At 71.5% G+C, this 25,310-nt stretch carries 19 protein-coding genes; 11 read left to right on the top strand and 8 right to left on the bottom strand.

Features of this window, described 5'->3' with window-relative positions; translation table 11 throughout:
* Positions 1 to 2 precede the first annotated feature (2 nt).
* Positions 3 to 2,837 carry a DEAD/DEAH box helicase gene (locus ACIHEI_RS25175; RefSeq protein ID WP_392945437.1) on the bottom strand — a complete coding sequence of 945 codons (2,835 nt, stop codon included), beginning with the start codon at positions 2,835 to 2,837 and terminating at the stop codon, positions 3 to 5.
* 485 nt (positions 2,838 to 3,322) lie between these two features.
* Between ACIHEI_RS25175 and ACIHEI_RS25170 the strand changes: the two genes are divergently transcribed.
* The 11 genes from ACIHEI_RS25170 to ACIHEI_RS25120 all read left to right on the top strand — a co-directional run bounded on the left by ACIHEI_RS25170 (position 3,323) and on the right by ACIHEI_RS25120 (position 15,025).
* Positions 3,323 to 4,054 (top strand): hypothetical protein, encoded by a 732-nt coding sequence (locus ACIHEI_RS25170; RefSeq protein ID WP_396608156.1) that lies wholly within the window; start codon positions 3,323 to 3,325, stop codon positions 4,052 to 4,054.
* Between the two features lie 749 nt (positions 4,055 to 4,803).
* A complete protein-coding gene (locus ACIHEI_RS25165) occupies positions 4,804 to 5,178 on the top strand; it encodes a hypothetical protein (RefSeq protein WP_100584647.1) in 375 nt (124 codons plus the stop codon).
* A gap of 47 nt (positions 5,179 to 5,225) precedes the next feature.
* Positions 5,226 to 5,555, top strand: coding sequence for an ArsR/SmtB family transcription factor (locus ACIHEI_RS25160; protein ID WP_387633916.1), 330 nt, complete (start codon positions 5,226 to 5,228; stop codon positions 5,553 to 5,555).
* A gap of 356 nt (positions 5,556 to 5,911) precedes the next feature.
* Positions 5,912 to 7,990, top strand: a complete 2,079-nt coding sequence (locus ACIHEI_RS25155) for a prolyl oligopeptidase family serine peptidase (protein ID WP_396608155.1) — start codon at positions 5,912 to 5,914, stop codon at positions 7,988 to 7,990.
* An 81-nt stretch (positions 7,991 to 8,071) separates the two neighbouring features.
* Positions 8,072 to 10,417: an immune inhibitor A domain-containing protein gene (locus ACIHEI_RS25150; protein ID WP_396608154.1), complete on the top strand. Its 2,346-nt coding sequence runs from the start codon at positions 8,072 to 8,074 to the stop codon at positions 10,415 to 10,417.
* Between the two features lie 80 nt (positions 10,418 to 10,497).
* Positions 10,498 to 11,070, top strand: a complete 573-nt coding sequence (locus ACIHEI_RS25145) for a winged helix-turn-helix domain-containing protein (RefSeq protein WP_396608153.1) — start codon at positions 10,498 to 10,500, stop codon at positions 11,068 to 11,070.
* Positions 11,067 to 12,365, top strand: a complete 1,299-nt coding sequence (locus ACIHEI_RS25140; RefSeq protein ID WP_396608152.1) for an MFS transporter — start codon at positions 11,067 to 11,069, stop codon at positions 12,363 to 12,365. Before ACIHEI_RS25145 ends, ACIHEI_RS25140 begins: the two co-directional genes overlap by 4 nt.
* 179 nt (positions 12,366 to 12,544) lie before the next feature.
* Positions 12,545 to 12,928, top strand: coding sequence for a hypothetical protein (locus tag ACIHEI_RS25135; protein ID WP_387633928.1), 384 nt, complete (start codon positions 12,545 to 12,547; stop codon positions 12,926 to 12,928).
* A complete protein-coding gene (locus ACIHEI_RS25130; RefSeq protein ID WP_396608151.1) occupies positions 12,928 to 14,082 on the top strand; it encodes a hypothetical protein in 1,155 nt (384 codons plus the stop codon). The genes ACIHEI_RS25135 and ACIHEI_RS25130 overlap by 1 nt, the downstream gene beginning before the upstream one ends.
* Positions 14,083 to 14,119: 37 nt before the next feature.
* Positions 14,120 to 14,551: a roadblock/LC7 domain-containing protein gene (locus ACIHEI_RS25125; protein WP_387633931.1), complete on the top strand. Its 432-nt coding sequence runs from the start codon at positions 14,120 to 14,122 to the stop codon at positions 14,549 to 14,551.
* A gap of 99 nt (positions 14,552 to 14,650) precedes the next feature.
* A complete protein-coding gene (locus ACIHEI_RS25120; protein WP_387633933.1) occupies positions 14,651 to 15,025 on the top strand; it encodes a hypothetical protein in 375 nt (124 codons plus the stop codon).
* A gap of 99 nt (positions 15,026 to 15,124) precedes the next feature.
* Here ACIHEI_RS25120 and ACIHEI_RS25115 read toward each other — a convergent pair whose 3' ends face one another.
* The 7 genes from ACIHEI_RS25115 to ACIHEI_RS25085 all read right to left on the bottom strand — a co-directional run bounded on the left by ACIHEI_RS25115 (position 15,125) and on the right by ACIHEI_RS25085 (position 25,287).
* The gene (locus ACIHEI_RS25115) at positions 15,125 to 16,918 is read right to left on the bottom strand and encodes a glycoside hydrolase family 36 protein (RefSeq protein WP_396608150.1); all 1,794 of its coding nucleotides are present in this window, start codon (positions 16,916 to 16,918) and stop codon (positions 15,125 to 15,127) included.
* Positions 16,919 to 17,089: 171 nt separating this feature from the next.
* A complete protein-coding gene (locus tag ACIHEI_RS25110) occupies positions 17,090 to 19,411 on the bottom strand; it encodes a collagenase (protein WP_396608149.1) in 2,322 nt (773 codons plus the stop codon).
* Positions 19,412 to 19,585: 174 nt separating this feature from the next.
* Complete coding sequence (locus ACIHEI_RS25105; RefSeq protein WP_396608148.1) at positions 19,586 to 20,602, bottom strand: ABC transporter ATP-binding protein; 1,017 nt, start codon at positions 20,600 to 20,602, stop codon at positions 19,586 to 19,588.
* Positions 20,599 to 21,585, bottom strand: a complete 987-nt coding sequence (locus ACIHEI_RS25100; RefSeq protein ID WP_392943917.1) for an ABC transporter ATP-binding protein — start codon at positions 21,583 to 21,585, stop codon at positions 20,599 to 20,601. Before ACIHEI_RS25100 ends, ACIHEI_RS25105 begins: the two co-directional genes overlap by 4 nt.
* Entirely contained in the window at positions 21,582 to 22,571 is a 990-nt protein-coding gene (locus ACIHEI_RS25095) for an ABC transporter permease (RefSeq protein WP_396608147.1), read from the bottom strand. The genes ACIHEI_RS25100 and ACIHEI_RS25095 overlap by 4 nt, the downstream gene beginning before the upstream one ends.
* Positions 22,568 to 23,530, bottom strand: a complete 963-nt coding sequence (locus tag ACIHEI_RS25090; RefSeq protein WP_396608146.1) for an ABC transporter permease — start codon at positions 23,528 to 23,530, stop codon at positions 22,568 to 22,570. The genes ACIHEI_RS25095 and ACIHEI_RS25090 overlap by 4 nt, the downstream gene beginning before the upstream one ends.
* A gap of 17 nt (positions 23,531 to 23,547) precedes the next feature.
* The gene (locus ACIHEI_RS25085; protein WP_396608145.1) at positions 23,548 to 25,287 is read right to left on the bottom strand and encodes an ABC transporter substrate-binding protein; all 1,740 of its coding nucleotides are present in this window, start codon (positions 25,285 to 25,287) and stop codon (positions 23,548 to 23,550) included.
* Between the last annotated feature and the right edge of the window lie 23 nt (positions 25,288 to 25,310).

Below are 25,310 nucleotides of genomic sequence, written 5' to 3'. Positions count from 1 at the left end.
GGTTACCCGACGGACGAGTAGGCGATGATGCCGCGGCGCATGCCGTCGACGGCCTTGCGGGCGGTGCGGCGGAGTTCGACGTTGTCGCCGGCAGCGTCCTGGATCTGGCCGAGGACGTCGATCAGTTGCTTGGTCCAGCGGACGAAGTCACCGGCGGGCATGTCGGCGTCGCGCAGGACGGAGTCCAGGTCATGGCCGAGCGCCCAGCGGTAGGCGGGCCAGGCGAAGCCGAGGTCGGGTTCGCGCTGGCCGACGCCCTCGGCGGTGGAGATCTTGTGCTGCTCCTCGAGTGCGTCGAGCTTGCCCCAGATCCGGACCATCCGGCCGAGCGCGTCCTTGGCGCCGCCCTCGGGGACCCGGGGGGCGGTGGCGTCGTCGGACTGCCGGGCCTCGTAGACCAACGCCGAGGCGCAGGCGGCGAGTTCGGCGGCGGCGAGGCCGTCCCAGATGCCTTCTCGGATGCACTCGGAGGCGAGCAGGTCGAGTTCGCCGTAGAGCCGGGCCAGGCGCTTGCCGTCGTCGGTGACGGTGTCGCCGCTGAGGTAGCCGAGGTCGGTGAGCAGGCCGCAGACCCGGTCGAAGGTGCGGGCGATGGTGTGGGTGCGGGAGCGCATCCGGCGTTCCAGCAGTTCGGTGTCGCGGTGCAGGCGGTGGTAGCGCTCGGACCAGCGGGCGTGGTCCTCGCGTTCGTCGCAGCCGTGGCAGGGGTGCTGGCGCAGGGCGGCGCGCAGCCGGGCGATCTCGGGGTCGTCGGCGGCGGCGGCGCGGCCCTTGCGGAAACGCTCGGGCTCGAGGTGGCCGGCCTTGGTGCGCAGCGCGGAGGCGAGGTCGCGGCGGGACTGCGGGCTGCGCGGATTGAAGGACTTGGGGATGCGCATCCGGTCCATGGCGGCGACCGGGTGCGGGAAGTCGATCATCGCGAGGCGCTTGACCTGGCGTTCGGCGGTGAGCACGACGGGGCGCGGCCCGTCCTGGTAGTCGGGGTGGCGGGGGCCGCTGCGCCCGTGCCGGCCGCGGACGTCCGGCGGGAGGCCTGGGTCGAGGACCAGCGCGAGGCCGGCGAACTTGCCGGTGGGGACGTGGATGATGTCGCCGGGCTTGAGCTGCTCGATGGAGTCGATGGCGGCGGCGCGGCGCTGCGAGGAGCCTTCGCGGGCGAGTTCGTTCTCGCGGTCCTTGAGTTCCCGGCGCAGCGACATGTATTCGCCGAAGTCGCCGAGGTGGCAGGTCATCGACTCGCGGTAGCCGTCGAGGCCTTCTTCGTTGCGCTGCACCTGGCGGGCGATGCCGACGACCGAACGGTCGGCCTGGAACTGCGCGAAGGAGGTTTCCAGCAGTTCGCGGGAGCGGTGGCGTCCGAACTGGCCGACCAGGTTGACGGCCATGTTGTAGGACGGGCGGAACGACGACTTCAGCGGGTAGGTGCGGGTGCCGGCCAGGCCGGCCAGCGCCTCCGGGTCGAGGCCGCGCTGCCACAGCACGACGGCGTGGCCCTCGATGTCGATGCCGCGGCGGCCGGCCCGGCCGGTGAGCTGGGTGTATTCGCCGGGGGTGATGTCGGCGTGGGTCTCGCCGTTCCACTTGACCAGCTTCTCCATGACCACCGAGCGGGCGGGCATGTTGATGCCGAGGGCGAGCGTCTCGGTGGCGAAGACCGCCTTGACCAGGCCCTTGACGAAGAGCTCCTCGACGACTTCCTTGAACCGCGGCAGCATGCCGGCGTGGTGGGCGGCGATGCCGCGCTCCAGGCCGTCGAGCCACTCGAAGTAGCCGAGCACGTTGAGGTCTTCGTCGGGGATGTCGCGGCAGCGTTCCTCGACGAACTGGCGGACGGTGAGGCGGTCGGCCTCCCGATTCAGCCGCAGGCCGGAGTTGAGGCACTGCTGGACGGCGGCCTCGCAGCCGGCCCTGCTGAAGATGAAGGTGATCGCGGGCAGCAGGCCCTCGGCGTCGAGCCGGTCGATCACGTCGACCCGGCCCGGCGTCCAGACCCGGCCGGGGCGGCCGGCGGGCATCGAGCGGCCGCGGCCGCGGGCGAACCTGTCCCGGCCGCGGTCGCTCTCGGAGCGGGCCAGGCGCACCAGTTCGGGGTTGACCGCCTTGGCGGGGTTCTTCAGGCTGCCCTTGGGGCGGCCGTCCCGGTCCGGGCTGGCGAACAGGTCGTACATCCGGTTGCCGGCCATCACGTGCTGCCACAGCGGGACGGGGCGGTGCTCGGAGACGATCACCTCGGTGCCGCCGCGCACGGTGTCCAGCCAGTCGCCGAACTCCTCGGCGTTGGAGACGGTCGCGGACAGCGAGGCCAGGATCACGGATTCGGGGAGGTGGATGATGACCTCCTCCCAGACGGCGCCGCGGAACCGGTCGGCGAGGTAGTGCACCTCGTCCATCACCACGTAGCCGAGGCCGTCGAGGGCGCTGGACCCCGCGTACAGCATGTTGCGCAGCACCTCGGTGGTCATCACGACCACCGGCGCGTCGCCGTTGACGGAGTTGTCACCGGTGAGCAGGCCGACCTTGGCGGCGCCGTAGCGCTTGACCAGGTCTCCGTACTTCTGGTTGGACAGCGCCTTGATGGGCGTCGTGTAGAAGCACTTGCGGCCGGCGGCCAGCGCCAGGTGGACGGCGAACTCGCCGACGATGGTCTTGCCGCTGCCGGTGGGGGCGGCGACCAGGACGCCCTTGCCGCTCTCCAGAGTCTGGCAGGCGCGGATCTGGAAGTCGTCGAGCGGGAAGTCGTACAACTGCTGGAAGCCGTAGAGGGCCGTTGCCTGCTCCTTGGCGCGCTCGCGGGAGGCCGCGTACCGCTCGGCGGGGCTGAGCTGCTCTTCGGGCATGGGGTTGCCGTGCACTGGCGTCACCTTTTCTTCCCGTGGGTGTGGCTGGACGGGGGCGCAGACGGCGACGCCTGCGGCTGCGGGGCCGTGGCCTGGGACGGCGACGGGGCGCGGCGGGTGCTTGGGGTGTGGTGATCGAGCATCTCAGCCTGAGATTACCCGTCTGGAGTGACATCAACATCAGACTTTTCCGGCAGCTGAAACGGGTTGCGGGCGGGCGGTGCGAAGCGTGATCGGACGGGTGCCGGGGGTGATCGGGAAAGGGCGCGCGGATGGGGTGAGGTGGAATGCAGGCGGGGCGCGCGGATCGGGTGGCGTGGAATCCAGGCGGGGCGCGCGGATCGGGTGGGGTGGAATGCACGCGGGGCGCGCGGATCGGGCTGGACGGGGTGCGGGGCGGGGTCCTGGTGGGGTTCCGGCGGGGTGCCCGGCGGGTTCGGAAAACCGGGTGCGGGTCGAACTCGCGTTCCGCTAGCGTCCTCGCCGTGGCCAAGTTGAACCAGATCATCGCCGTGGAAAAAGGCGTCAAGTCGAAGTCGTTCCAGGAGCTGACGCAGGCTCACCAGGATCTGCAGAAGCCCGCGCTGCTGGCCGGTATCTCCCGGTCGTACCAGCCGAAGGACGAGGAGGGCGAGCAGTTGCCGCCCGAGTCGACGCGGGTGCAGGTCAAGGCGGAGGACGTGCTGCGCGCCACCGCCACCACGCTGACCCGGCTGTTCGACGTGACAGCCACCAAGGACTGGGCCAACACCGAGGCCCGGGCGGACGTGGTGGTGGACGGGCGGACGCTGGTGACCGGTGCGCCCGTCACCTACCTGCTGTTCCTGGAGAAGCAGTTGACCGACCTGCGGACGTTCGTCCGCAAGCTGCCGGTGCTGGACGCCGCCGAGTCCTGGTCGCACGACCCGTCCTCGGACGCGTGGAAGACCGAGGCGGTGCGCACCATCCGCACCAAGAAGGTGCCGCGCAACCACGTGAAGGCGGAGGCGACGGAGAAGCACCCGGCGCAGGTCGAGGTCTACTACGAGGACGTCGCGATCGGGTACTGGACGACCGTGAAGTTCTCCGGCGCGCTGCCCGCGCGGCGGGTGAACGAGCTGCTGGAGCGGGTGGAGAAGCTCCAGCAGGCGGTGCAGTTCGCCCGCGAGGAGGCGAACGCCGCGGAGGTCACCGACCGCCGGGTCGGCGACGCCGTTTTCGGCTACCTGTTCGGGTAGCCCCATGAGCCCCCCGGGTGAGACCGGGGGTGGCGCGAAAAGCGCAAGCTGACACTGAAGTTGAAGCTGACTTCGGGGTACAAGGTGGAGGTTCGAGTCCTCCCCCCGGCACCAACACGCGTCGGGGTGGCCCAACTTGGCAGAGGCAGCCCCGTCAATCTCAGACTCTCGCTCAAGTCTCAGCATTCGCCGCCGAGCGCCGGATCGACCGGTCGAGGGCCGGTAACGTCGGATGCGGGTTCGACTCCCGCCTGCGCCTCTCCGCGGCGCGGTAGCTTCAATGGCAAAGCACGACGTTGTGAGAGTGACCCTCGGCCTTAAACGTGCCGGCGCAGAGCAATTGGGTGGCACCGCAGGGGCCCGGGAGCTGGATACCGCTCCCGGGCTCCGTCACGTTTTGGGGGCGGGTTCGCCGGCACGTTTCGGGCGCGGGTGCGCCTCGTCTCGGGGCGGCCGCGTCGCACGGGGTGAGCGGGTCGGGCGGCTCCGACGCGTTGATCTATGCGGAGATGATCCGCGCGTAGATGATCTGCTGGGCGGTTTCGAACGTGATCATCCTGAGCCGCTGCGGAAATCACACTCACGTGAACTGTTCACATCCAGAGTTGCAAATGTCTTCATGTGGTCAGCGAATCGGCCTCGCTCGATCGACTTCCGACCAGAGTCGGACGATTGCGATCAGCAGATGGCCGCAGTGCGATCCGGTTCCTACAGTCGTGCCACCGAACCCCACGACAGGAGGACAGGCGATGGCGAATCTCGAGACCTCGCTCAAGGAAGCCATGACCATCGAAGGTGCCATCGGGGTGGCCCTGGTGGACTACGGCAGCGGGATGGCCCTGGGCACTCTCGGCGACGGCGGGGAGATCGATCTGAATGTCGCCGCCGCTGCCAACACCGACCTGGTGCGTGCCAAGATGCGGGCGATGGAGATGCTCAACCTCCACGACGACGGCATCGAGGACATTCTGGTCACCCTGACCGGGCAGTACCACCTGATCCGCCCGCTCACCACGGCCGGCGGGCGAGGACTGTTCCTCTACCTCGCGCTCAACCGCAGCCGGTCCAACCTGGCAATGGCCCGGCACCAGTTGAAGCGGATCGAGGCGTCCCTGGAGGTCTGAGCGCGGGCGGCGGCCTGCGGGCCGCCGGCGACAAAAGGGGAGGAAGCATGCCCGTACCGCTGTACCAGGCCAAGGCCGAGTTCTTCCGGATGCTCGGCCATCCGGTCCGGATCCGAGTGCTCGAACTGCTCCAGGCGGGGCCGACGCCCGTGCGCGACCTACTGCCCGAGCTCGAGATCGAACCGTCCAGCCTCTCCCAGCAGTTGGCCATCCTGCGCCGCTCCGGCCTGGTCACCGCCACCCGCGAGGGATCCACCGTGGTCTACGCGCTGGCTGGCGCCGACGTCGCCGAACTGCTGCGCACCGCACGCCGGATACTCACCGAGCTGCTCGCCGACCAGGGCATGCTGCTGGAGGAGCTCCGCGCGTCCCACTGACCACCCCCGACGGGCCACCCTGCTCCCATCCGGATGGCCCGTCAGTGGTGTTCGGTCACGCAGTTCGCCCGGCCCGCCCGGCCCGCCGGGCCCGCCGGGCCCGCTCGGTCTGCCAGGTCCGCCCGGCCCACCCGGTCCGCCAGGCCCGCCCGCTCCACCCGGATCAGGACTCAGCGAGGGCGAGTGGCAGGCACACCGCGTAGACCGTGTCGTTCGGCTCGGCCTCTTCCGCCCTCCGGGTACACCTCCAGGAACCGCCCCCGGATTGCTCCGAACGCCGCGAGCACTGATGCTGTGTGACATTTCACACGTCATACTTCTAGCCGAATCACGCCCTCCCCGGCCACCATCGGCAGGTGACCCACACCGACTCCTTCCTCGCGCTGAGCGCCGCCACCGGCCGCTTCAGCTATGGCTCGCCCCGCGCGGTCACCCTCGCCGCCGACGCGAGCCGCGCTCTGTTCCTGCGTTCCACCGGCCCGACCGACCCGGTCGAGCGACTGTGGAGCTACGACCTGACGACAAATCAAGAGCGCCTGGTGGCAGACCCGTTGGCGCTCGCGCCCGCCCGCACCGGCGCGGTCGCGGACCTGCCTCCGCTGGAGCGTCGCCTGCGCGAACGGATCCGGTTGTGGGCGCCCGGCATCGGCTCGTTCGCGGCCACCGCCGATCTCGCCACGGCGGTCTTCGCCCTCGACGGCCGGCTCTTCCGCTGCGAGACCGCGACCGGCGCCTGCACCGAACTCCCGGTCGCGGGGCCCGCGTTCGACCCGCGACCGAACCCGGACGGTTCGCTGGTCGCGTACGTCGCCGACGACGCGCTGTACCTGGCGCCGGGCGGCCGGCTCAGTCCGGCGGACGGGGCGCGCTGGGGCGTGGCGGAGTTCGCGGCGGCCGAGGAGCTGGGCCGCTCCCGGGGCCACTGGTGGTCGCCCGACGGCACCGCGCTGCTGGCCGCCCGGGTGGACGAATCGGCGCTGCCGCTGCGGCACTTGGGCGACCTGGCGCACCCGGAGCGGACGCCGGACTCGTTCGCCTACCCGCAGGCGGGCGGCCCGAACGCGGACGTCCAGCTGTGGGTGCTGCGCCTGTCCGGCGCCCGCACCCGACTGCGGTGGGACGAAGCCGAGTTCCCGTACCTGCTGGCGGCCGACTGGGAGGGCGACGGGGAGATCCTGCTGACCGTCGCGGACCGGTTGCAGCAGCGGGTGCTGCTGCTGAGCGCCGACCCGGCCACCGGCATCACGCGTGAACTCTCGTGCACCGAGGACGAGTTCTGGGTGGACCCGCTGCCGGGCACCCCGCTGCGGCTGCCCGACGGTCGGGTGCTGACCTCGGCGGACACCCCGGCGGCGCGCGGGCTGGCGCTGGACGGCAAGCCGCTGACGGACGAGCGGCTGCAGGTGCGCCGGGTGGTCGGACCGTGGCAGGGCGGCCTGCTGGTCGAGGCGGGCGACGGCGACCCGGCCGACCAGCACGTGTACCTGCTGGACCCGGACGGCGGCACCCCGGAGCGGCTCACCGAGGGCCCGGGCGTGCACGCGGTGGCCGCACACGGCGAGGGCGTGCTGCTGCTCGTCTCGGCCACCCTCGACGGCGTCCGGCGTGAATTCCGTCAGCACGGCGTCCGCACCGGCGAGCTCCCCGCCCTGACGGCCGAACTCCCCTACCGGCCGGAGCCGTTGCTGGCCCGGGTGACCGAGCACGGGCTGCCCACGGCGGTGCTGTACCCGCGCGGGCACGTGGCGGGCCGCCGGCTGCCGGTGCTGCTGGACGTGTACGGCGGCCCGGGCTACCAGGCGGTCGCGAACGAGCCGCGCCGCTGGCAGCTGAAGCAGTGGTGGGCCGACCAGGGCTTCGCGGTGGTGACCGTCGACAACCGCGGAACGCCTTTCGTGTCACCGGAGTTCACCCGGGCGATCTTCCGCCGCTTCTCGCAGGTGGCGATCGACGACCAGGTGGCGGCCCTGCACGCGCTCGCCGCGGCGCACCCGGATCTGGACCTGTCCCGGGTGGGCGTGCGCGGCTGGTCGTACGGCGGCTACTTCGCGGCGCTGGCGGTGCTGCGCCGTCCGGACGTGTTCCACGCGGCGAGCGCGGGTGCGCCGCCGACCGACTTCCGGCTGTACGACACGGCGTACACCGAGCGGTACTTGGGGCTGCCGCAGGAGAACCCGCAGGGGTACGAGGCGGACTGCCTGCTCGCCGACGCGCCGTCGCTGACCCGTCCGCTGCTGCTGATCCACGGGCTGGCCGACGACAACGTGCACCCCTCGCACACGATGCTGCTGTCGCAGGCGCTGACCCGGGCGGGCCGACCGCACGCGGTGCTGCCGCTGCCGGGGGTGAGCCACATGCTGCCGGACGGGGAGCTGGAGCGGGTGGCGACGGTGGAACTGGACTTCCTGCGCAGGGAGTTGGGGATGACCTCTTGATGACCTCTTCCACCTGAAGCATGACATGTGAAATATTACCGACCATCCCTTTACCTTTCCTTCCGCTAAGGAGCGGGTCTCTTGCGCAGACTCCCCACAGCCCTCCTGGCTGCGCTGACCACCGGCGCGATAGCGCTGACCGCCGTCCCGGCGTTCGCCCAACCGTCTTCCCCCGCAACGCCGTTGAGTACTGAGGGCCGCGAGGCCCCGCCGTCCCCGCTGCCGCCCCAGGAGAAGGCCCGGCAGGCGCTGAAGACGCAGGCCATGGAGCAGGTCAACCAGGGCAAGGTCGCCAAGAGCGACAAGGGCACCACCCCGGCCAAGGTGAAGATCGGCAACGACTACGTCCAGCTCGCGCACCAGCGCACGGACAAGGTGTTCGTGATCCTGGCCCAGTTCGGCGACCAGGTCGACAACTCCACCCTGTACAACGGAAAGCCGCGCTACGGCGGCACCCCGGGCCCGCAGCACAACCAGATCGCGCAGCCGGGCGCGGACGACACCCACACCTACTGGCAGAGCGACTTCAGCCGCGACTTCTACCAGAAGATGTTCTTCGACGCCACGCCGGGCGCGAACTCGATGCGCAACTTCTACCGCACCCAGTCCTCGGGCCGGTACGACATCGAGGGCACCGTCACCAACTGGGTCACCCTGCCCTGGAACGAGGCCCGTTACGGTTCCAACAAGGGCCCGCAGGGCGGCGGCGGCTGGACGCAGGCGCAGGAGTTCGTCCGGGACGCCACCAAGGCCTGGTACGACGGCGAGATCGCCAAGGGCCGCTCGGCGGCGGACGTCAAGGCGGAGCTGGCGCAGTACGACGTCCAGGACCGCTACGACTACGACAAGGACGGCAACTTCGACGAGCCGGACGGCTACCTCGACAACGTGATCGTGGTGCACGCCGGCGTCGACGAGACCTGGGGCGGCGGCGCGCAGGGCTCCGACGCCCTTTGGGCGCACCGCAGTTGGACGTTCCCCGACCCGTCCGGGCAGACCGGCCCGGCGGGCAACCGGATCGGCGGCGCGCCGGTCGGCGACACCGGCCTGTACGTGTACGACTACGTGCAGGCGGGCGAGAACAGCGGAGTGGGCCTGTTCTCCCACGAGTTCGGGCACAACCTGGGCCTGCCGGACCTGTACTCGACCAACGGCGGCGACAACTCCGTCAGTTTCTGGTCGCTGATGTCCTCCGGCTCGTACCTGGGCAAGGGCCGGAACACCACCGGCGAGTACCCGGGCGACCTGGACGCCTGGAGCAAGTTGCAGATGGGCTGGCTGAATTACGACGAGGCGCAGGCCGCCACCCGTTCCAGCCACACCCTGGGCGTCTCCGGCTACAACACTGACCAGGCGCAGGCCGTCCTGGTGCACCTGCCGCCGGGTTCGACCACCACCACGCTGGCCGACCCGTTCGAGGGCGGCGCGCAGTGGTGGAGCGACACCGGTGACAACATGGACGCCTCGCTGGCCCGCACCGTGGACCTGACCGGCGCCACCGGCTCGGCCGCGCTCGACACCGCGGCCTGGTGGGACACCGAGCAGGACTACGACTTCTTCACGGTGGAGGCCTCGGCCGACGGCGGCCGCAACTGGACGCCGCTGCACGGCACGGTGGACGGACAGCCGATCGGCGACACTCCCGCGAACACCCCCGGCCTGAGCGGAAGTTCGGGCGGCTGGCGCCAGCTGCACCTGCCGCTGGACGGCTACCTCGGCAAGCAGGTGCAGGTGCGCTTCCACGTCACCTCCGACACCAACACCCACGGCAAGGGCGTGCTGGTGGACGCGGTGAAGCTGACCGCGGACGGCGCGGTGCTGCTGGCCGACGGCGCGGAGGGCGGCCCGGGCGACTGGGCGGCCGTCGGGTTCTCGGTCATCCACGGCAAGGACGCCGTCAAGCAGCACCCCCGGGCGTACCTGGTGGAGAACCGCCGCTACGTCGGGTACGGCGCGTTCCTGAAGACCGGCCCGTACAACTTCGGGTACTCGGGCGTGCCGAACAAGTCCAACGTGATCGACAACTACCCCTACCAGGAGGGCGTGCTGGTGTGGCTGTGGGACACCTCCTACGGCGACAACAACACCGTCGACCACCTGGGCGGCGGCCTGATCCTGCCGGTGGACGCGCACCCGAAGGCGCTGCGGTTCGCGGACGGCTCGACCACCAACGGGCGTTCGCAGCCGTACGACGCGACGTTCTCGCTGAAGAAGACCGACGCGTTCACGCTGCACAAGGCGGGCGTGGCGACCAAGGTGCCCTCGGAGCCGGCGGTGCCGGCGTTCGACGACCGCCACGGCGTGTACAGCGACCCGGCGATCCCGCAGCTCGGGGTGAAGGTGCCGGACACCAACACCCGGATCGAGGTGGTCCGCGAGACCCAGGGCGGCAAGCTGACCACCGTCCGCGTGGGCCCGGCGTCCTGATACCGGCCCCCTGAACCCCTGACCGCGGCCGACGGCTGTTCCTCTTGTAAAGCTTCCTTTAGAAAGCTAGCTTTACATACATGAGCGAACAGCCGTCGGCCGTCCGGCTGACCGACCCGCGCGCCCTGCGCGCCTACGCCCACCCGACCCGAATGGCCCTGGTGGGCCTGCTCCGGGTGCACGGACCGCTGACCGCGACCCGCGCCGCGGAGCTGCTCGGCACCGAGTCGGTCGCCAGCTGCTCCTTCCACCTGCGCCAGCTCGCCAAGTACGGGCTGGTCGAGGAGGCCGGCGGCGGGCGCGGCCGGGAGAAGCCCTGGCGGGCCACCGCCACCTTCACCAGCTGGGAGTCCTCGCCCACCGACCCGGAGCAGGCCGCCGCGGTCGACACCCTGCAACGCGCCGTGCTGAACAGCTACTTCGCCCGCGCCACCGCCTGGCTGGAGCACCGCGCCGAGGACACGCCCGAGTGGCGCGAGGCGATCGGCTTCGGCGACACCGTGGTCCGGGTCACCCCCGAGGAACTCACCGAACTCCTCACCCGTATCGAGGAGTTGACCCGCCCCTACGTGGAGCGCACGGACGCCCTCCCCGAAGGCGCCCGCCCCGTCCAGCTGATGCAGCTGGCCGTGCCGACGGACGTACGGCAGTGATCAGCCGCCCCCGGATACCCGAGCTGCTGCGCGATCCGGCCTTCCGCCGCTACTGGAGCGGGCAGACCATCTCCTCCCTCGGCGACCAGATCACCCTGCTGGTGATCCCGCTGATCGCGGTCTCCGCCCTGCACGCCGACGCCGCGCAGATGGGCTACCTGGCCGCCGCCGGCTACCTGCCGTACCTGCTGCTGTCGCTGCACGCGGGCGGCTGGGCCGACCGCTACGGGCGGCGGCGCCGGGTGATGATCGCCACCGACCTGGGCCGCGCCGCGGTGCTGCTGACCGTCCCGCTCGCCTGGGCGGCGGGCGTGTTGACGCTGTTCCAGCTGTACGCGGTGGTACTCGCGGTCGGTACGCTGTCGGTGTTCTTCAACGTCTGCAACCCGCCGCTGTTCGTCGCGCTCGTCCCCGCCGACCAGTACCTGCGCGGCAACGCGCTGATCAACGGCAGCCGCGCCGCCTCCTACGTGGCGGGCCCGGGCCTCGGCGGTCTGCTGGTCCAACTGCTGGCCGCGCCTTTGGCGTTGGTGGTGGACGCGCTGTCCTTCCTGGCGTCCGCGCTGTTCCTGCGCCGGATCGACCCGGCGGAGCCGCCGCCGGCCGAGGCCGGGCGCGGCTCGGCGGGCGAGGGGCTGCGCTGGATCCGCCGCTCCCCCGTGATCCGGGCCGCGCTGCTCGGGACCGCCACTGTCAACCTGTTCACCTTCGTCATCAGCGCGTTGTTCATCCTCTTCGCCACCCGTGAACTCGGCTTCAGCGCGGGCCTGTTGGGCTCGGTGCTGGCCGCCGGCGCGGTCGGCGCGCTGCTCGGTGCGGTGGTCACCGGACGGCTGGCCGCCCGGATCGGTGTCGGGCCGGCCTTCCTGCTCGGCCTGGTGCTGTTCCCCGCGCCGCTGCTGCTGATCCCGCTGGCCGGCGGCTCGACCGGCACCGCCGCCGCACTGCTGTTCGGTGCCGAATTCCTTTCCGGTGTCGGTGTGATGATCCTCGACATCTCGGGTGGGACGATCTTCGCCGCCTGCATCCCGGACGCCCTGCGCTCCCGGGTGTTCGGCGCCTACCAGGCCGTCAACTACGGGGTGCGGCCGCTCGGTTCACTGCTCGGCGGTCTGCTCGGCTCCACCCTGGGCCTGCGCCCCGCACTCTGGACCGCCGCGATCGGAGCGGTGGCCTCCGGACTGTGGGTGCTTTTCTCGCCGATCCCGCGCCTGCGCGAACTACCCGTCCAGGAAGGGCCGGTGGACCCGGACGAACCGGCTGACCAGGAAGAACGGACCGAACAGTCGGTCTGACAACGGATCGGGAGGGCGAGGCACCATAGCGCATTCGGGCATATGCCCGATGGATATGGCCGAAAGTCTCGCCCTCCGGGGGCCCCGCCGGTAGCGTTGCGTCCCGGTCAGACTACCGCAGGTGAAAGCGGTGGCCAGGGACGCACCGTGCCCCGCACGGTGGGGAGGGAATGCGGTACGTGCCCGGTATCGAGGAATGCCTTGCGGAAGCCATGGGGATCACCGGCGCCCTGGGGGTCAGCCTGGTCGACTGGACCAACGGCCTGGCCATCGGAACCGCCGGACTGGGCCCCGACGGCGACCACGAGGTCGGGGCCGCCGACGCCACCGAACTCGCCCGGGCCGTCACCCAGACCCCGTCGTTCGCCGACCCGGACTCCGGTGCCCCGCCCGCCGAGGACGTCATCGTCACCTCGGCCGGCAACTACCACCTGATCCGCTTCGTCCCCGCCGCCTTCGACGCGAACGTCTTCCTCTACCTCCGGCTGGACCGCGACCACGCCAACCTGGCGATGGCCCGGCTCCGCCTCGCCGCCATCGCCGACCGACTGGTGCTCAGCTGATGTGGCCCACCGATACGCTCACCGCGCCCGCCGCGACACCCGCTCCTCCGACCGTCAACACGCTCCCCCCGCGCCTCCTCCCGCACCGCGTCCCGCCGCCGGCCCGGCACGTCGCACCGCCGGCCCGCGCACTCGCCGCCGCGGAGCTCACCCCGGCGACGCCCGTCCCGGCAACACCTGCGCAAGCCGTCATTCCGCCGATGCCGACCGTACCGCCACTACTGGTCGCCTCTCCACTGGCAGCGCCCCAACTCACCACCACCGCACCGCAGTTGACGCCGAGAAGGCGACGCACCCAGGCCGCTCCGCTGCCGCGCCGCCGACGTTCCAGCTGCGCGCCCGCGACCACCTTCGAGGCCGCGCTCACCGACCTCGCCGCCCAGGCCGCCACCGGCGTCCTGCACGGCCCGGACGGCGCGGTGCATCTGGCGGCCGGCCTGGTGGTGCACGCCGAGTCCGCGCGCGGCGCGAGCGTCGGCCACCTGCTCACCGGCGCGGGCCGGATCACCCTCCGCGCCTGGGAGGAGAGCGTGGCACTCGGCGGCGGACACCCCGCCGACCACCTGCTCGCGGCCGGCCTGGTCGGCACCGGCGAACTCGAACTCGCCCGCCTCGCCGCGACCTTGGACGGCGCCCAGGACGCGCTCGCCCAGCACAGCGTCGAACTGCGCTTCGACCCGGCCGCCCGCCCGGCCTTCCAACTCGCCCGCCCGCTCTCCGTCCTGGAGCTGCGCGGCGCGGTCGGCCGGCGGCGCGCCCTGCTGGACGCCTGCTGGCCGTCCGCCGAACTCGACTCCGTCCCGCCGGTCGCCACCGGCGCGGCCCCGACGCGCCGCACCGCCGTACCGCGCCGCCGCCGCCAGGCGCTGCTGGCCGCCGCCGACGGCATCCGCACCGCGCCCGAACTGGCCCGGCTGCTGGGCCGATCCACCTTCGGCACCCTGCTGGACGTCCGGCAGCTGGCCGCCGCCGGGCTGCTCGCGTCCGGCCGGCCCGCCGTCCTTCCCGACCCGCCACCGGCCGCCGGGCCGCAATCCGCGCCGCCGGACGCGCCAGGGCCTGTCCCCATGCCGCCCGGCCCGCGCTCCTACGACTCCTCGGACCCGGAGGTGGGCCTGCTGCTCCGACTACGCGCCGCTCTGGAGGCCCTGTGACCGCCCTGCCCGTCCACCCCTACCCGTCGTCCGAGTCATGAAGCGCACCTTTCGTCAACTGGCCGCGAGGAGGACGCCCGTGCTGCCCGAAGCCGAGGTGCAGGCCGAACTGCGCGGCCTGCGCTCCCGAGTCCCGCACCTGACGGGTTCACTGGTCGCCACCGTCGACGGCCTGGTGGTGGCCCACGACACCAGCGCCCTGGAGGCGGAGAGCGTGGCCGCGCTGACCGCCGCCGCGCTCGGCGTCGGCGCGCGGCTGACGGAGGCCACCGGGCAGGGCGCCTTCCTGGAGCTGATCACCCGCGGCGAGCGCGGCTACACGGCGACGTACGCCGCCGGCTCGTACACGGTGCTCACGCTGCTGGCCGGCGCGCAGGCCAACGTCGGCCGCCTGCACCTGGAGGCCCGCCGGGCCGGGGCGCGGATAGCCGCCCTCGCCGACACGGACCTGGACCGCAGCCCGCTCTGACCCCCTCCCCTCCCTTTGACGCTCATCTCATCTCTGCACCACCCCGGCCCGTCGGTCTGACGTGCCGTCAATTCGTTTACCGGAAGAGGTACTTGCACGATGGCTGCTGTGGAAACCGCGCTCAAGGACATCATGGGGTCGATCGAGGGCACCATCGGTGTCGCCCTGGTCGACTACAACAGCGGGATGGCCCTCGGCCTGCTCGGCGGCGGCCCCGACCTGGACCTGAACGTCGCCGCCGCCGGCAACACCGACGTGGTCCGGGCCAAGCTGCGCGCGATGGAGCTGCTCAACCTGAACGAGGCGATCGAGGACATCCTGATCACCCTCTCCTCCCAGTACCACCTGATCCGCCCGCTCACCTCCCGCTCCGGCAAGGGCCTGTTCCTCTACCTGGCCCTGGACCGCCACCGGGCGAACCTGGCGATGGCCCGCCACCAGCTCAAGAAGGTCGAGACCGACCTGGAGGTCTGACGCTCGGCCGACGCGGCTGGGCCTGCCCTGCACTCGGCCGACGCGGCTGGGCCTGCCCTGCACTCGGCCGGCGCAGGGCCGGCTGGGCCTGCTCCGCGCTCAGCCGGCCCGACGCAGGGTGAGCAGGCCCCCGGTGGGCACCCGGACGGCGAGTTCCGTCCCGTCCACCGGGGTCTGCGCCCGCGCCACCTCCCCGCCCAGGCAGTCCTGGACCAGCAGGTCGACCCGGCCCGGCGCCCGGTCGAAGTCGATCCGCACCAGAGTGTCCGGGTCGGCGTTCGCCACCAGCAGCAGCCGCCAGTCACCGGCGGCGTGCAGCGGCAGCGGGGCGTAGCGGCCGAACGCGAGCGCGCCGGGGCTCCGCGCCTCGATCACGGGGTACGCCAACTCGGGCCGGTGCGGGCGCAGTTCGCTTCGCTGGAGCAGCTCGCGGTGCTCCTTCATGACGCCCAGCCAGAACCTGAGCGCGGCCAGTTGCTCGGGGCGCTGCGCACCGAGGTCGACGGAGACCTGGGCGGTGGCGAACAGGACCGACTGGAGCAGCACGGCGATCTGTTCCGGGCTCTCCTCGGGGTGCCAGGTGAGCGGGTCGGCGTGCACGGCGAGCGGTCCGGCGGTGAGTCGCAGGTCCGCGGTGCGGACCCGGTTCTCCACCGCGTTGTGCGGGCAGTCGGCGGCCCGGACCATGGTGGCGTAGGGCCACAGGCCGGGGCCGAGGTAGTCCTGCCGGTGTTCGACCAGCACGTCGGGGCGGGTGGCGCGGAGCCGTTCGTCGAGGGCGGCGAGCAGTTTCCGCACGCCTTCGGCGACGGTGGCGCAGTCCGCTTCGGGTGAGGCGGTGTGGGGTGCGGCGCCGGGTGCGGGCCGGCGGGCGAAGGTGTCGACGAAGTCGACCTTCAGGCCGTCGACGCCGTACTTCTCGACGGCGGCGGCGAGCCGTTCGACCTGGTGGGCGCGGACGGTGGCGCTGCGCGGGTCGAGCAGGTGGGTCTCGAGTTGCGGCAGGTGGGCGAGGGTGTGGCCGGCCAGTCGTTTCGCCGCTTCGCTGCGGTCGCCGACGAACGGGACGGCGTGCCACAGCAGGTAGTTCAGGCCGAGGGCGCGGATCCGGGCGACGTGTGCGGCGAAGTCCGGGAAGTCGGTGGGGGCGGGCTGCCAGTCGCCGGTGGTGGCGTAGGAGCGGGTGCGTTCGTCGGTCTGCCAGCCGTCGTCGACGATCAGGGTGCGGAAGCCGAGCGGGGCGGCGAGTGCGGCGAGTCGTTCGACGTCGGTGGCGGCCATCGCCAGGTGCAGCGCGTACCAGGTGCAGAACACCGGCTCGAACGCGGCGTCGGGGACGGTCCGGACGGGCGCGAGGGTGGCCCACCAGTCGGCGCATTCCCTTACGGTGTCGGCGAAGTGACGACTGGTCAGGTCGAGGCGCAGGGCGGTCCGGGGGCCGTCCTGCTCGATCCACCAGCTGTAGCGTCCGGTCTCCTCGACGGCGCCTTCGCCGATGGCGACGGGCCGGACGAGTTCACCGACGGCGAAGGTGCACAGCGCGCGGTCGCCCGGGCCGACCAGGCTGCCGACGGGCGCGCCCTTGGGCAGTGACGCCTCCCGGGGTGTCGCCCAACTCGGGGGCAGCCAGCGGGCGTTGGTGTTGGGTGTCCAGTAGCCGGTGGCGCCGGTGCAGGGCAGCTGCCACTCGATCCGCAGGCGGGCGTCCGGTTCGGTGGTGGACGCCTCGATCAACAGCACGCCGGGGGCGCCGAGTTCGGTCACCGTCACGGCCGGTGCACTGTCGCTCCCGACCGCCGTCACCCGGACGGCGAGCGGGCCGGCGTCGACGATGCAGTAGGTCTCGGTGCGGCCGGACGGCGGCGCGGAGCCGTCCCAGGACAGTGTGGTCACGCGGGGGTTTCCTTTCGCAGGGGGGTGGTCCCGCCCCGGCCGGCCGCGGAAGCGGTAGGACGGCCGGCCGGGGCGGGTGTTCGGGGTGCGCCGGCGCAGCAACGCGGCACGCCAGTCAGCGGCGCAGCGGCGCAGCGGCGCAGCGGCGCAACGGCGCAACGGCGCAACGGCTCAGCGGCGCAGCGGCCCTTCGCAGGTGTAGTCGGCGGTGCCGGCCCGGCCGCCGGGCCAGATGTCGACCTTGCCGAAGTAGCAGTTCATGTCGTCGAGGTTGTTGGTGACGCCCTTGGTGCGCTCGAGGACGAAGTGGTCGACGGTGCCGGACATGTCCTTGAACACCTGGTCGGGGTTCCCGGAGTCGGCGAGGTTGGCGGTGATCCGGCCGGTGCAGACGAAGCGCATCGGCTTGTTGTTCCAGTCGCCGTTGTCCTTGCAGTCGGGGGTGTTGTAGGTGGCCTTGGCGAACGCGTCCCGCACCTCGGAGGGGTAGGCCTGGGCCAGGTACCCATTGGGGGTGAACTTGGTGCTGGGTACGGCGAGTTGGTCGATCTTCTTGATCTGCTGGTCGAGGAACGCCGAGTACTCGCGGTCGAGGTTGCGGTCGGCGCCGAGGCGGGTCCGCCAGGCGTCGTAGCCGGCCGGGTCGTCGGCGCGCTGGTAGCCGTACATCTCGCGCAGCAGGGACGGGTGGGCGGTCCACAGGAACTCGAAGAAGGTGCCGGCGTAGTTGTAGAAGTGGAAGTCGGGCTTGTCGGCGTAGCGGGCGTGCAGGATCTGGTCGACGGTCATCCGGGGCAGGCCGGCCGCTTCGTCCTGGGCGAGCTTGTTGACCAGGGCCTTGCGGACCTGGATGCCCTGGTCGCGGGTGGCGCCGTCGAAGAACTCGGCGGTGCCCTCGTCCATCGCGGTGGTGCGGTCGTCGGCGTACCAGCGCTCGTCGCCGTAGTAACCCGGTACCGCCCAGCGGCCGTTGAGGTAGTGCGTGTACTCGTGGCGGAACAGCTCCTCCAGCGTCAGGTACGACTCTGCGCTGGTGCGCTGGTAGGTGTAGAAGGTGGCGCCCTTCTCGATGTAGATGCCGCCGTTGCTGGTCTCCATGCCGGTCAGCAGGGGGTGGTAGACCTCGTAGTCGGCCCGGGACGCGTAGAGGTGGATGTGCAGGGTGGAGTTGGTGTCGCCGGCCAGCGGGGCGTCCGTGCCGAGGACGCGGAAGAACTGGGTCTTCACCTGCTTGCTGGCGTAGTACATCTGGTCGACGGTGGCCTTGTCGAGGCCGGTGCGCACCTCGATCGCACCGTTGTCGTACTTGTAGGTGTAGGGGAAGAGGCGGGCCTCGAAAGCGTCCTTGCACACCCCGAACTGGGCGCACACGCCGTAGGTGTTGGCCCAGCCGGCCGCCTTGATCCAGGGCGCGGAGTACTCGCCGAAGGTGTTCCGGGTGTCCGTCAGGAGCGGGCCGATGTCCGCGGTGATCTGCGGCTTGAGGGCGTCGAGTTCGCCGAGCCGGCCGTACTCGGCCATCGCGTCGCGGGCCACCCATTCGTTCGGGGTGCCCTTGAGGTACCCGGCGGTGGCGAAGCCGCGCAGCAGGGCGCGGTGGGCGGGGTCGGCCGCGACGGCGGTGGTGTACGCCTGGTCGCGGTTGTTGATGCCGAGGTAGTTGGCGGTGAGCGCGGCGAGCACGCCGCCGCCCCACTGCGGGACGGCGACCAGCGGGCTGCCGGGGCCGAAGTGCGAGAGCAGCTGCTTGAACAGCGGCAGGTTGTGCTCGCGGATGGCGGTGGCGCCGGCCGCGATGCCCAGTTCGCGCATGACCAGGCCGGCCTCGGGGGTGGCGTCGAAGGCGTGGCCGCTGGCGAGGTGCGCGTCGATGGCGCGCTGGACGGCGGTGGTGGTGGGTGCGGTGGTCAGGTCGATGCTCTTCTGCGCGAAGTCGTGGAAGACGGCGGCGTGCAGGAAGTACCAGAGCCGGTACAGGGCGGGGCTGTTGGTTCCGGCGAGGCTCTGCGCCTTGGCGGCGACGGCCTGCACGTGCGCCGGGTCCATGGTCGTGGCGAACCGGGCGTCCCAGGTCCACAGGGTCCCGCCGAGGCAGGCCTCGGTGACGGCGGGGTCGGCGAGGAAGTCGGCGAGGCCCTGCGGGGAGAGGGCGGTCAGGCCGTTCAGGTCGCAGCTGACGCCGGCCGCGGTGCTCGCCAACTCGGCTGCGGTGGGGGCGGGTTGGCCGACCTTGGGGGGCAGGGCGCCGGGGATGTGGTCGCCACCGAGGCTTCCGCCGCCGGGTGCGGGCGCGGCGGTGCCGGCCTGCGGGGTGGCGCTGCCGAGGTGTTCGGCCTCGTCGTACGCGGTGCGCTCCGCGGGCGCGGGCACGGGCGCGCCGGCGGGGGCGGCGGGCACCGGGTCGGCGGCGAGGGCGTGGGTGCTCTGGAGCACGGGCAGTGCGAGGGTCACGGCGATGGCTGCGGCCAGCAGGGTCTTTCGGGGTGATCGCACGGTGGGGGTGCCTTTCGTCGGGTGGGGGCGTGCTCCAACAGGCCCCGTCAGGGGCGCGAGGAACTGCGTGGGTGACCGTGCGCATCGGTCGGCCGCGCAGTTCCTTGCGTCCCTCGCGGAGCTCCGGGGTGGGGACGGGAGGGAGCAGTTCCTCCGCTCCCGTCCCCTGGTGCGCTATTCCTCGGGGAAGTGGCAGGCGACCTGCCGGGTGGGGGTGTCGTGGGTGAGCACCGGCGCCTCGGTCCGGCAGATGGCCTGCGCCTTGGGGCAGCGCGGGTGGAAGGTGCAGCCGGGCGGGGGGCTGGCGGGGCTGGGCGGGTCGCCGAGCAGGACGATGCGTTCGCGGGTGCGCTCGGCGACGGGGTCGGGCAGCGGGACGGCGGAGAGCAGCGCCTTGGTGTAGGGGTGGGCGGGTCTCTCGTACACGTCCGCCTTGTCGCCGAGTTCGACGATCCGGCCGAGGTACATGACGGCGACCCGGTGGCTGAGGTGTTTGACCACGGCGAGGTCGTGCGCGATGAAGACGTAGGCGACGCCGAGTTCGGCCTGGAGGCGTTCCAGCAGGCCGACGATCTGTGCCTGGATGGAGACGTCGAGGGCGGAGACCGGTTCGTCCGCGACGACGAGTTCCGGGCGGGTGGCGAGGGCCCGGGCGATGCCGATGCGCTGGGCCTGGCCGCCGGAGAACTGGTGGGGGTAGCGCTCCAGGTGTTCGGGTGCGAGTCCGACCAGCCGGATCAGGTCCCGGACTTCCTCGCGGATCGTCGCGGCGGACGCGCCCTGGGCCCGCAGCGGGGCCGCGATGATCTGCTGGACGGTCTTGCGCGGGTTGAGCGAGGCGAACGGGTCCTGGAAGATCATCTGGAACTTGCTGCGCAGCGGCCGCAGTTGGCGTTGCGGGGCGCGGGTGATGTCCTGTCCGCGGTAGCTGACCTGCCCGGCCGTCGGGTCGAGCAGGCGGACCAGCATCCGTCCGGTGGTGGATTTGCCGCAGCCGGATTCGCCGACCAGGCCGAGGGTTTCGCCGGGGCGGACGTCGAAGCTGACGCCGTCCACGGCGCGGACGCCGGGGAGGCGGCGCAGGACGCCGCGTGCGCCGGGGAAGGTCATGCCGAGGTTCCGGACGCTCAGCAGGGCGTCGGGGGCGGCTGGTTCGGCGCGGGCGGCGAGGTGGGCGGTCTCGGTGGTCATGCGGTCACCTCATCGAGGACGCAGGCGCTGCGGTGGCCGTCGGCGACGGCGCGCAGCGGCGGTCGGTCGCCGGTGCAGCGGGCGTCGGGCGCGGCGGCGTAGACGGGGCAGCGGGGGTGGAAGGCGCAGCCGGCGGGCGGGGCGAGCAGCGAGGGCGGGGCGCCGGGGATGGAGCGCAGGTCGGCGCCGTCCTCGGCGTCGAGGCGGGGCAGGGAGTCGAGCAGCCCGCGCGTGTACGGGTGCCGGGGCGTGGTGAACAGCGTTTCGACGGGGGCCTGTTCGACGGCGGAGCCGCCGTACATGACGAGGACGTCGTCGGCGGCGCGGGCGATCACGCCGAGGTCGTGGGTGATCAGGACGAGGCCGAGGCCGCGTTCCCGCTGGAGGCGGGTGAGCAGGTCGAGGACCTGGGCCTGGACGGTGACGTCTAGGGCGGTGGTGGGTTCGTCCGCGATGATCAGGTCGGGTTCGCAGGACAGCGCGAGGGCGATCATGGCGCGTTGGCGCATGCCGCCGGAGAACTGGTGCGGGTGTTCGCGGGCCCGGCGGGCGGGTTCGGGGATGCCGACGTCGCCGAGCACGTCGACGGCGTGGGCGTGGGCGGCCCTGCGGGTGCCGCCGAAGTGCTGGCGGTAGGCCTCGGCGATCTGGTCGCCGACGGTGAAGTAGGGGTGCAGGGCGGTGAGGGCGTCCTGGAACACCATCGCCATCTTCCGGCCGCGCAGGGCGCGGAGTTGTTCGTCGGGGGTGCCGATCAGTTCGACGCCGTCGAGTTTCGCGGAGCCGGTGACGGTGGCCCCGCGGTGCAGTCCCATGACGGCGAGGGAGGTGACGGACTTTCCGGAGCCGGATTCGCCGACGATGCCGAGGGTGCGTCCGCGTTCGACGGTGAAGTCGATGCCTTTGACGGCGCGGACGGTGCCTTCCGGGGTGGGGAATTCGACGGTCAGGTCGCGTACGTCGAGCAGCGGGTGGGGGGTCATGACATCCTCGCCCTCGGGTCGATCCAGGCGTAGACGAGGTCCACGACCAGGTTGGAGGTGACGATGAAGAAGGAGGCGAGCAGCGTCACGCCCATGATCACCGGCTGGTCGGACTTGTTGAGGGAGTCGGCGAAGAGTTTGCCGATGCCGGGGAGGCCGAACAGCGATTCGGTGATCAGGGCGCCGGCCAGCAGTCCGCCGAGGTCCATGCCGAGCATGGTGGCGACGGGGGTGAGGGCGGGGCGCAGACCGTGTTTGCCGACCACTCGGCGTTCCGGCATGCCCTTGGCGCGGGCGGTGCGGACGTACGGTTCGGCCATCGTCTCGATGACGGAGTTGCGGGTCATCCGGGCGTAGATGGCCGCGTTCAGCAGGGCGAGGGTGATCCACGGGAGGATCAGGTTGGTGACCCACTGGCCGGGGTTCTCACCGAAGGCGATGTACCGGGGGTACGGGAGGATGCCCGCCACGGTGACGACCGCGTAGAGCAGGATCATCGCGGTGAAGTAGACCGGCAGGGCGGCGATGCCGATGGTGCCGACCATCAGGGTGCGGTCGATCCAGGTGCCGCGGCGCAGGGCGGAGATCACGCCGGCGCCGACGCCGAGGATCAGCCAGAGCGCGGCCGCACCGACCGCGAGCGAGACGCTGGTGGGGAGCCTGTCCATCATCAACGCCCAGACGGGCTGGGCGGATTGGAAGGAGTAGCCGAAGCAGGGGAAGCCGCACTGCACGGCGTAGGGGCCGGTGCCGAGGGTCTGCCCGGTGAAGATGCCGGTGACGTAGTGCCAGAACTGGACGATCAGGGGGTCGGCCAGTCCGAGTTGCTGCCGGACGAGTTCGATGCGCTCGGTGGAGCAGTCCTTGCCGCAGAACTGGGCGGCGGGATCGCTGGGGAGCAGGTAGAAGACGGCGAAGGTGAGCGCGCAGACGATCAGCAGGGTGGCCGCCATCGCGGCGAGCCGGCGGAACACGTATCCGATCATGCCCGGCTGCCCTTCGGGTCGAGGGCGTCCCGCAGGGCGTCGCCGACCAGGGTGAAGGCCAGGACCACCAGGAACAGGCAGGCGCTGGGCAGGATGAAGAACATCGGGTCGACCTTGTAGTAGAGCACCGCGTCGGAGATCATCTGGCCCCACGAGGGCGTGGGCGGGCGGATGCCGACGCCGAGGAAGCTGAGCGCGGCCTCGGTGCCGATCAGGCCGGGGACGGCGAGGGTGACGTAGACGATGATCGTGCCGGTGAGGTTGGGCAGGATCTCGCCGAACAGGATGCGGGCGCTGCTCGTGCCGCTGGCCCGGGCGGCCTCGACGTATTCGCGGTGCTTGAGCGAGAGGGTCTGGCCGCGGACCACGCGGGCGATGTACGGCCAGGAGAACAGCGACATGACGCCGACCAGCAGCAGGACGCGGTTGACGTCCCGGGCGACGGAGAGCAGCGCGATCATGAAGATCAGGCTGGGGAAGGACATCATGACGTCCATGAACCGGCTGATCAGGGCGTCGACGCGGCCGCCGAAGTAGCCGGCGGTGATGCCGAGGACGGTGCCGATCAGGGTGATCAGGACGGCGGCGCTGAAGGCGACCAGCAGGCTGATCTGGGCGCCGTAGAGCAGCCGGGCGAAGATGTCGCGGCCGAGCAGCGGTTCGACGCCCAGCCAGTGCTGGGGGCTGATGCCGCCGAGGGCGCCGCGGGGCAGGCCGCCGAGGTAGGGGTCGACGGCCTTCTTGTCGACGGTGTCGGGGCGGGTGCCGCTGATCGCGGTGAGCAGCGGGGCGAGCAGCGCGGCGAGCACGAAGAAGGCGATGATGCCGGCGCCGACGAGGGCGGTCTTCTGCCGGCGCAGGCGGTGCAGGGCGAGCTTCCAGGGGGAGGCGGGGGTCTCGGCGGTGTCCGAGGCCCCCGCTCCCCCGGCCGGCGCCGGGGCGAGCGGGGTCGTCGTCATGGTGGTGGACTCCCGCTCTAGTTCACGGACTTGAGGCCGATGACGGCGTAGTCGAGCTGGCCTGCCCAGACCGGGTGGGCGTACGCGCCGGCGATGTTGGAGCCGACCAGGACGGGCTTCTTCTGCCAGATCAGCGGGACGGCGGGCGAGGCGTCCATGATCTTGGCGTCCAGGGCGAGCCAGGCCGCGTTGGCCTTCTGCAGGTCGTCCAGGCCGGCGATCCGGTCGAGTTCGGCGTTGACGGCCGGGTCGTTGAACCGGGTCATGTTGCCGTTGTTGCCCTTGTCCTTGATGGCCCGGCCGTCGAAGATCATCGGCAGGAAGGTGGCGGCGGACGGGTAGTCGGGGCACCAGCCGAGGCTGGTGAGTCCGGGCTGCTTCTCCTTGTCGCCGACGATCGAGTTGACGGCGGTGGGGTCGACGGTGGTGATGGTGACGTTCACGCCGGCTCGCTTGAGTGCGGCCTGGATCGCCTCGGCCTGCGGCTTGCCGCCGGTGGAGGTGACGAAGTCGGTGGAGAAGCCGTTCGGGAAGCCCGCCTCGGCGAGCAGCTGCTTGGCCTTGTCCGGGTCGCCGCCCGGCTTGATCCCGAAGTGGTCGACGGGGGTGCCGCCGGTGATCACGGGGGGCAGGTAGGTGGTGGCGATGTCGTTGAACGCGGGGCCGCCCGTGGCGGCGGCGAAGGACTCCTTGTCCACCGCGTACTGCATGGCCAGGCGGACCTTGGCGTTGTCGAACGGCGCCTTGGTGGTGTTCATGTCCAGCTTGGTGGTGCAGCCCGCGTTCTCGCTGATCAGGCGCTTCTTCACGTCGGGATTGGTGAGCACCTCGGAGATCTTCGAGGGCAGCAGGTCGACGTAGGAGACGGCGTTCTTGTCGTCGCCCTGGTCGGCGATCAGCCGGTCGGCGATGCCGCTGCCCTTGAGGGTCTGCTCGACCACGATCTTGTCGGGGTACGCCTTGCGGACCGGGTCGGTGGCCTGGTCCCAGTGGGTGTTGCGGACCAGCACCATGCGCTTGCCGCGGTCGTAGCTCTCGATCTTGTACGGGCCGGAGGAGACCGGGTGGTTGGAGTAGTTGGCGCCGGTCTCCTTGGCCTTGGGGACGGGCGCGAAGGTGGGCAGGGTGACGGTGTAGCCGAACTCGGCGACGGGGCGCTTGAGGTGGAAGACGATGGTCTTGGCGTCGGGGACCTCGATGGCCTCGTTGCCGAGCCGCTCGCCGCCCAGCGGGCCCTTGTAGCCGGCCGGGGCGTTCAGGTAGCGCACCGCGTAGTCGGGGCCGCCGGGCAGTTCCGGCGAGTACGACCGCTCGACGTTGTACTTGATGTCGTCGGCGGTGATCGGGGTGCCGTCCTCGTACTGGAGGTTGTCCTTCAGGTGGAAGGTCCAGGTCTTCGCGCCGTCGCTGGGGGTGCCGAGGTCGGTGGCCAGGTCGGGTTCGACCTTCAGGCCCTCGGCGCCGGGGGCGGCCCTGAAGGTGGTCAGGGTGCGGTAGAGCATGCGCACGCCGACGTCCATCACCGGCATGGTCCAGTTGCGGGCGGGGTCGAGCTGGTCGAAGTCCTGGTTCGACAGGATCGTCAGGGTGCCGCCCTTGACCGGGGTGCCGCCGACGATGCCGTTGCCCTCGGTGGTCACGCCGTGCTGCCCGCTGCCGTCGTCACCGCCGTTGCTGCTGCTGCCGCACGCGCTGAGGGCGAGGGTGAGGGATGCCGCGATGGCCGCCGCGAGGGCGGCGTGGGTACGCCTGTTCATGTGTATCTCCGGAACTGGGGGTC

The sequence above is a fragment of the Kitasatospora sp. NPDC051984 genome (assembly GCF_044593455.1).
Classification (GTDB): Bacteria; Actinomycetota; Actinomycetes; order Streptomycetales; family Streptomycetaceae; genus Kitasatospora.
This window is presented reverse-complemented; position numbering and strand designations above follow the sequence as displayed.

Bases quoted from the DNA above. Each gene is read 5' to 3' on its own strand.
- ACIHEI_RS25090 (WP_396608146.1), bottom strand. From the start codon at position 23,530: ATGACGACGACCCCGCTCGCCCCGGCGCCGGCCGGGGGAGCGGGGGCC.
- ACIHEI_RS25125 (WP_387633931.1), top strand. From the start codon at position 14,120: ATGAAGCGCACCTTTCGTCAACTGGCCGCGAGGAGGACGCCCGTGCTG.
- ACIHEI_RS25120 (WP_387633933.1), top strand. From the start codon at position 14,651: ATGGCTGCTGTGGAAACCGCGCTCAAGGACATCATGGGGTCGATCGAG.
- ACIHEI_RS25100 (WP_392943917.1), bottom strand. From the start codon at position 21,585: ATGACCCCCCACCCGCTGCTCGACGTACGCGACCTGACCGTCGAATTC.
- ACIHEI_RS25095 (WP_396608147.1), bottom strand. From the start codon at position 22,571: ATGATCGGATACGTGTTCCGCCGGCTCGCCGCGATGGCGGCCACCCTG.
- ACIHEI_RS25160 (WP_387633916.1), top strand. From the start codon at position 5,226: ATGCCCGTACCGCTGTACCAGGCCAAGGCCGAGTTCTTCCGGATGCTC.
- ACIHEI_RS25105 (WP_396608148.1), bottom strand. From the start codon at position 20,602: ATGACCACCGAGACCGCCCACCTCGCCGCCCGCGCCGAACCAGCCGCC.
- ACIHEI_RS25165 (WP_100584647.1), top strand. From the start codon at position 4,804: ATGGCGAATCTCGAGACCTCGCTCAAGGAAGCCATGACCATCGAAGGT.
- ACIHEI_RS25085 (WP_396608145.1), bottom strand. From the start codon at position 25,287: ATGAACAGGCGTACCCACGCCGCCCTCGCGGCGGCCATCGCGGCATCC.
- ACIHEI_RS25145 (WP_396608153.1), top strand. From the start codon at position 10,498: ATGAGCGAACAGCCGTCGGCCGTCCGGCTGACCGACCCGCGCGCCCTG.
- ACIHEI_RS25175 (WP_392945437.1), bottom strand. From the start codon at position 2,837: ATGCCCGAAGAGCAGCTCAGCCCCGCCGAGCGGTACGCGGCCTCCCGC.
- ACIHEI_RS25130 (WP_396608151.1), top strand. From the start codon at position 12,928: ATGTGGCCCACCGATACGCTCACCGCGCCCGCCGCGACACCCGCTCCT.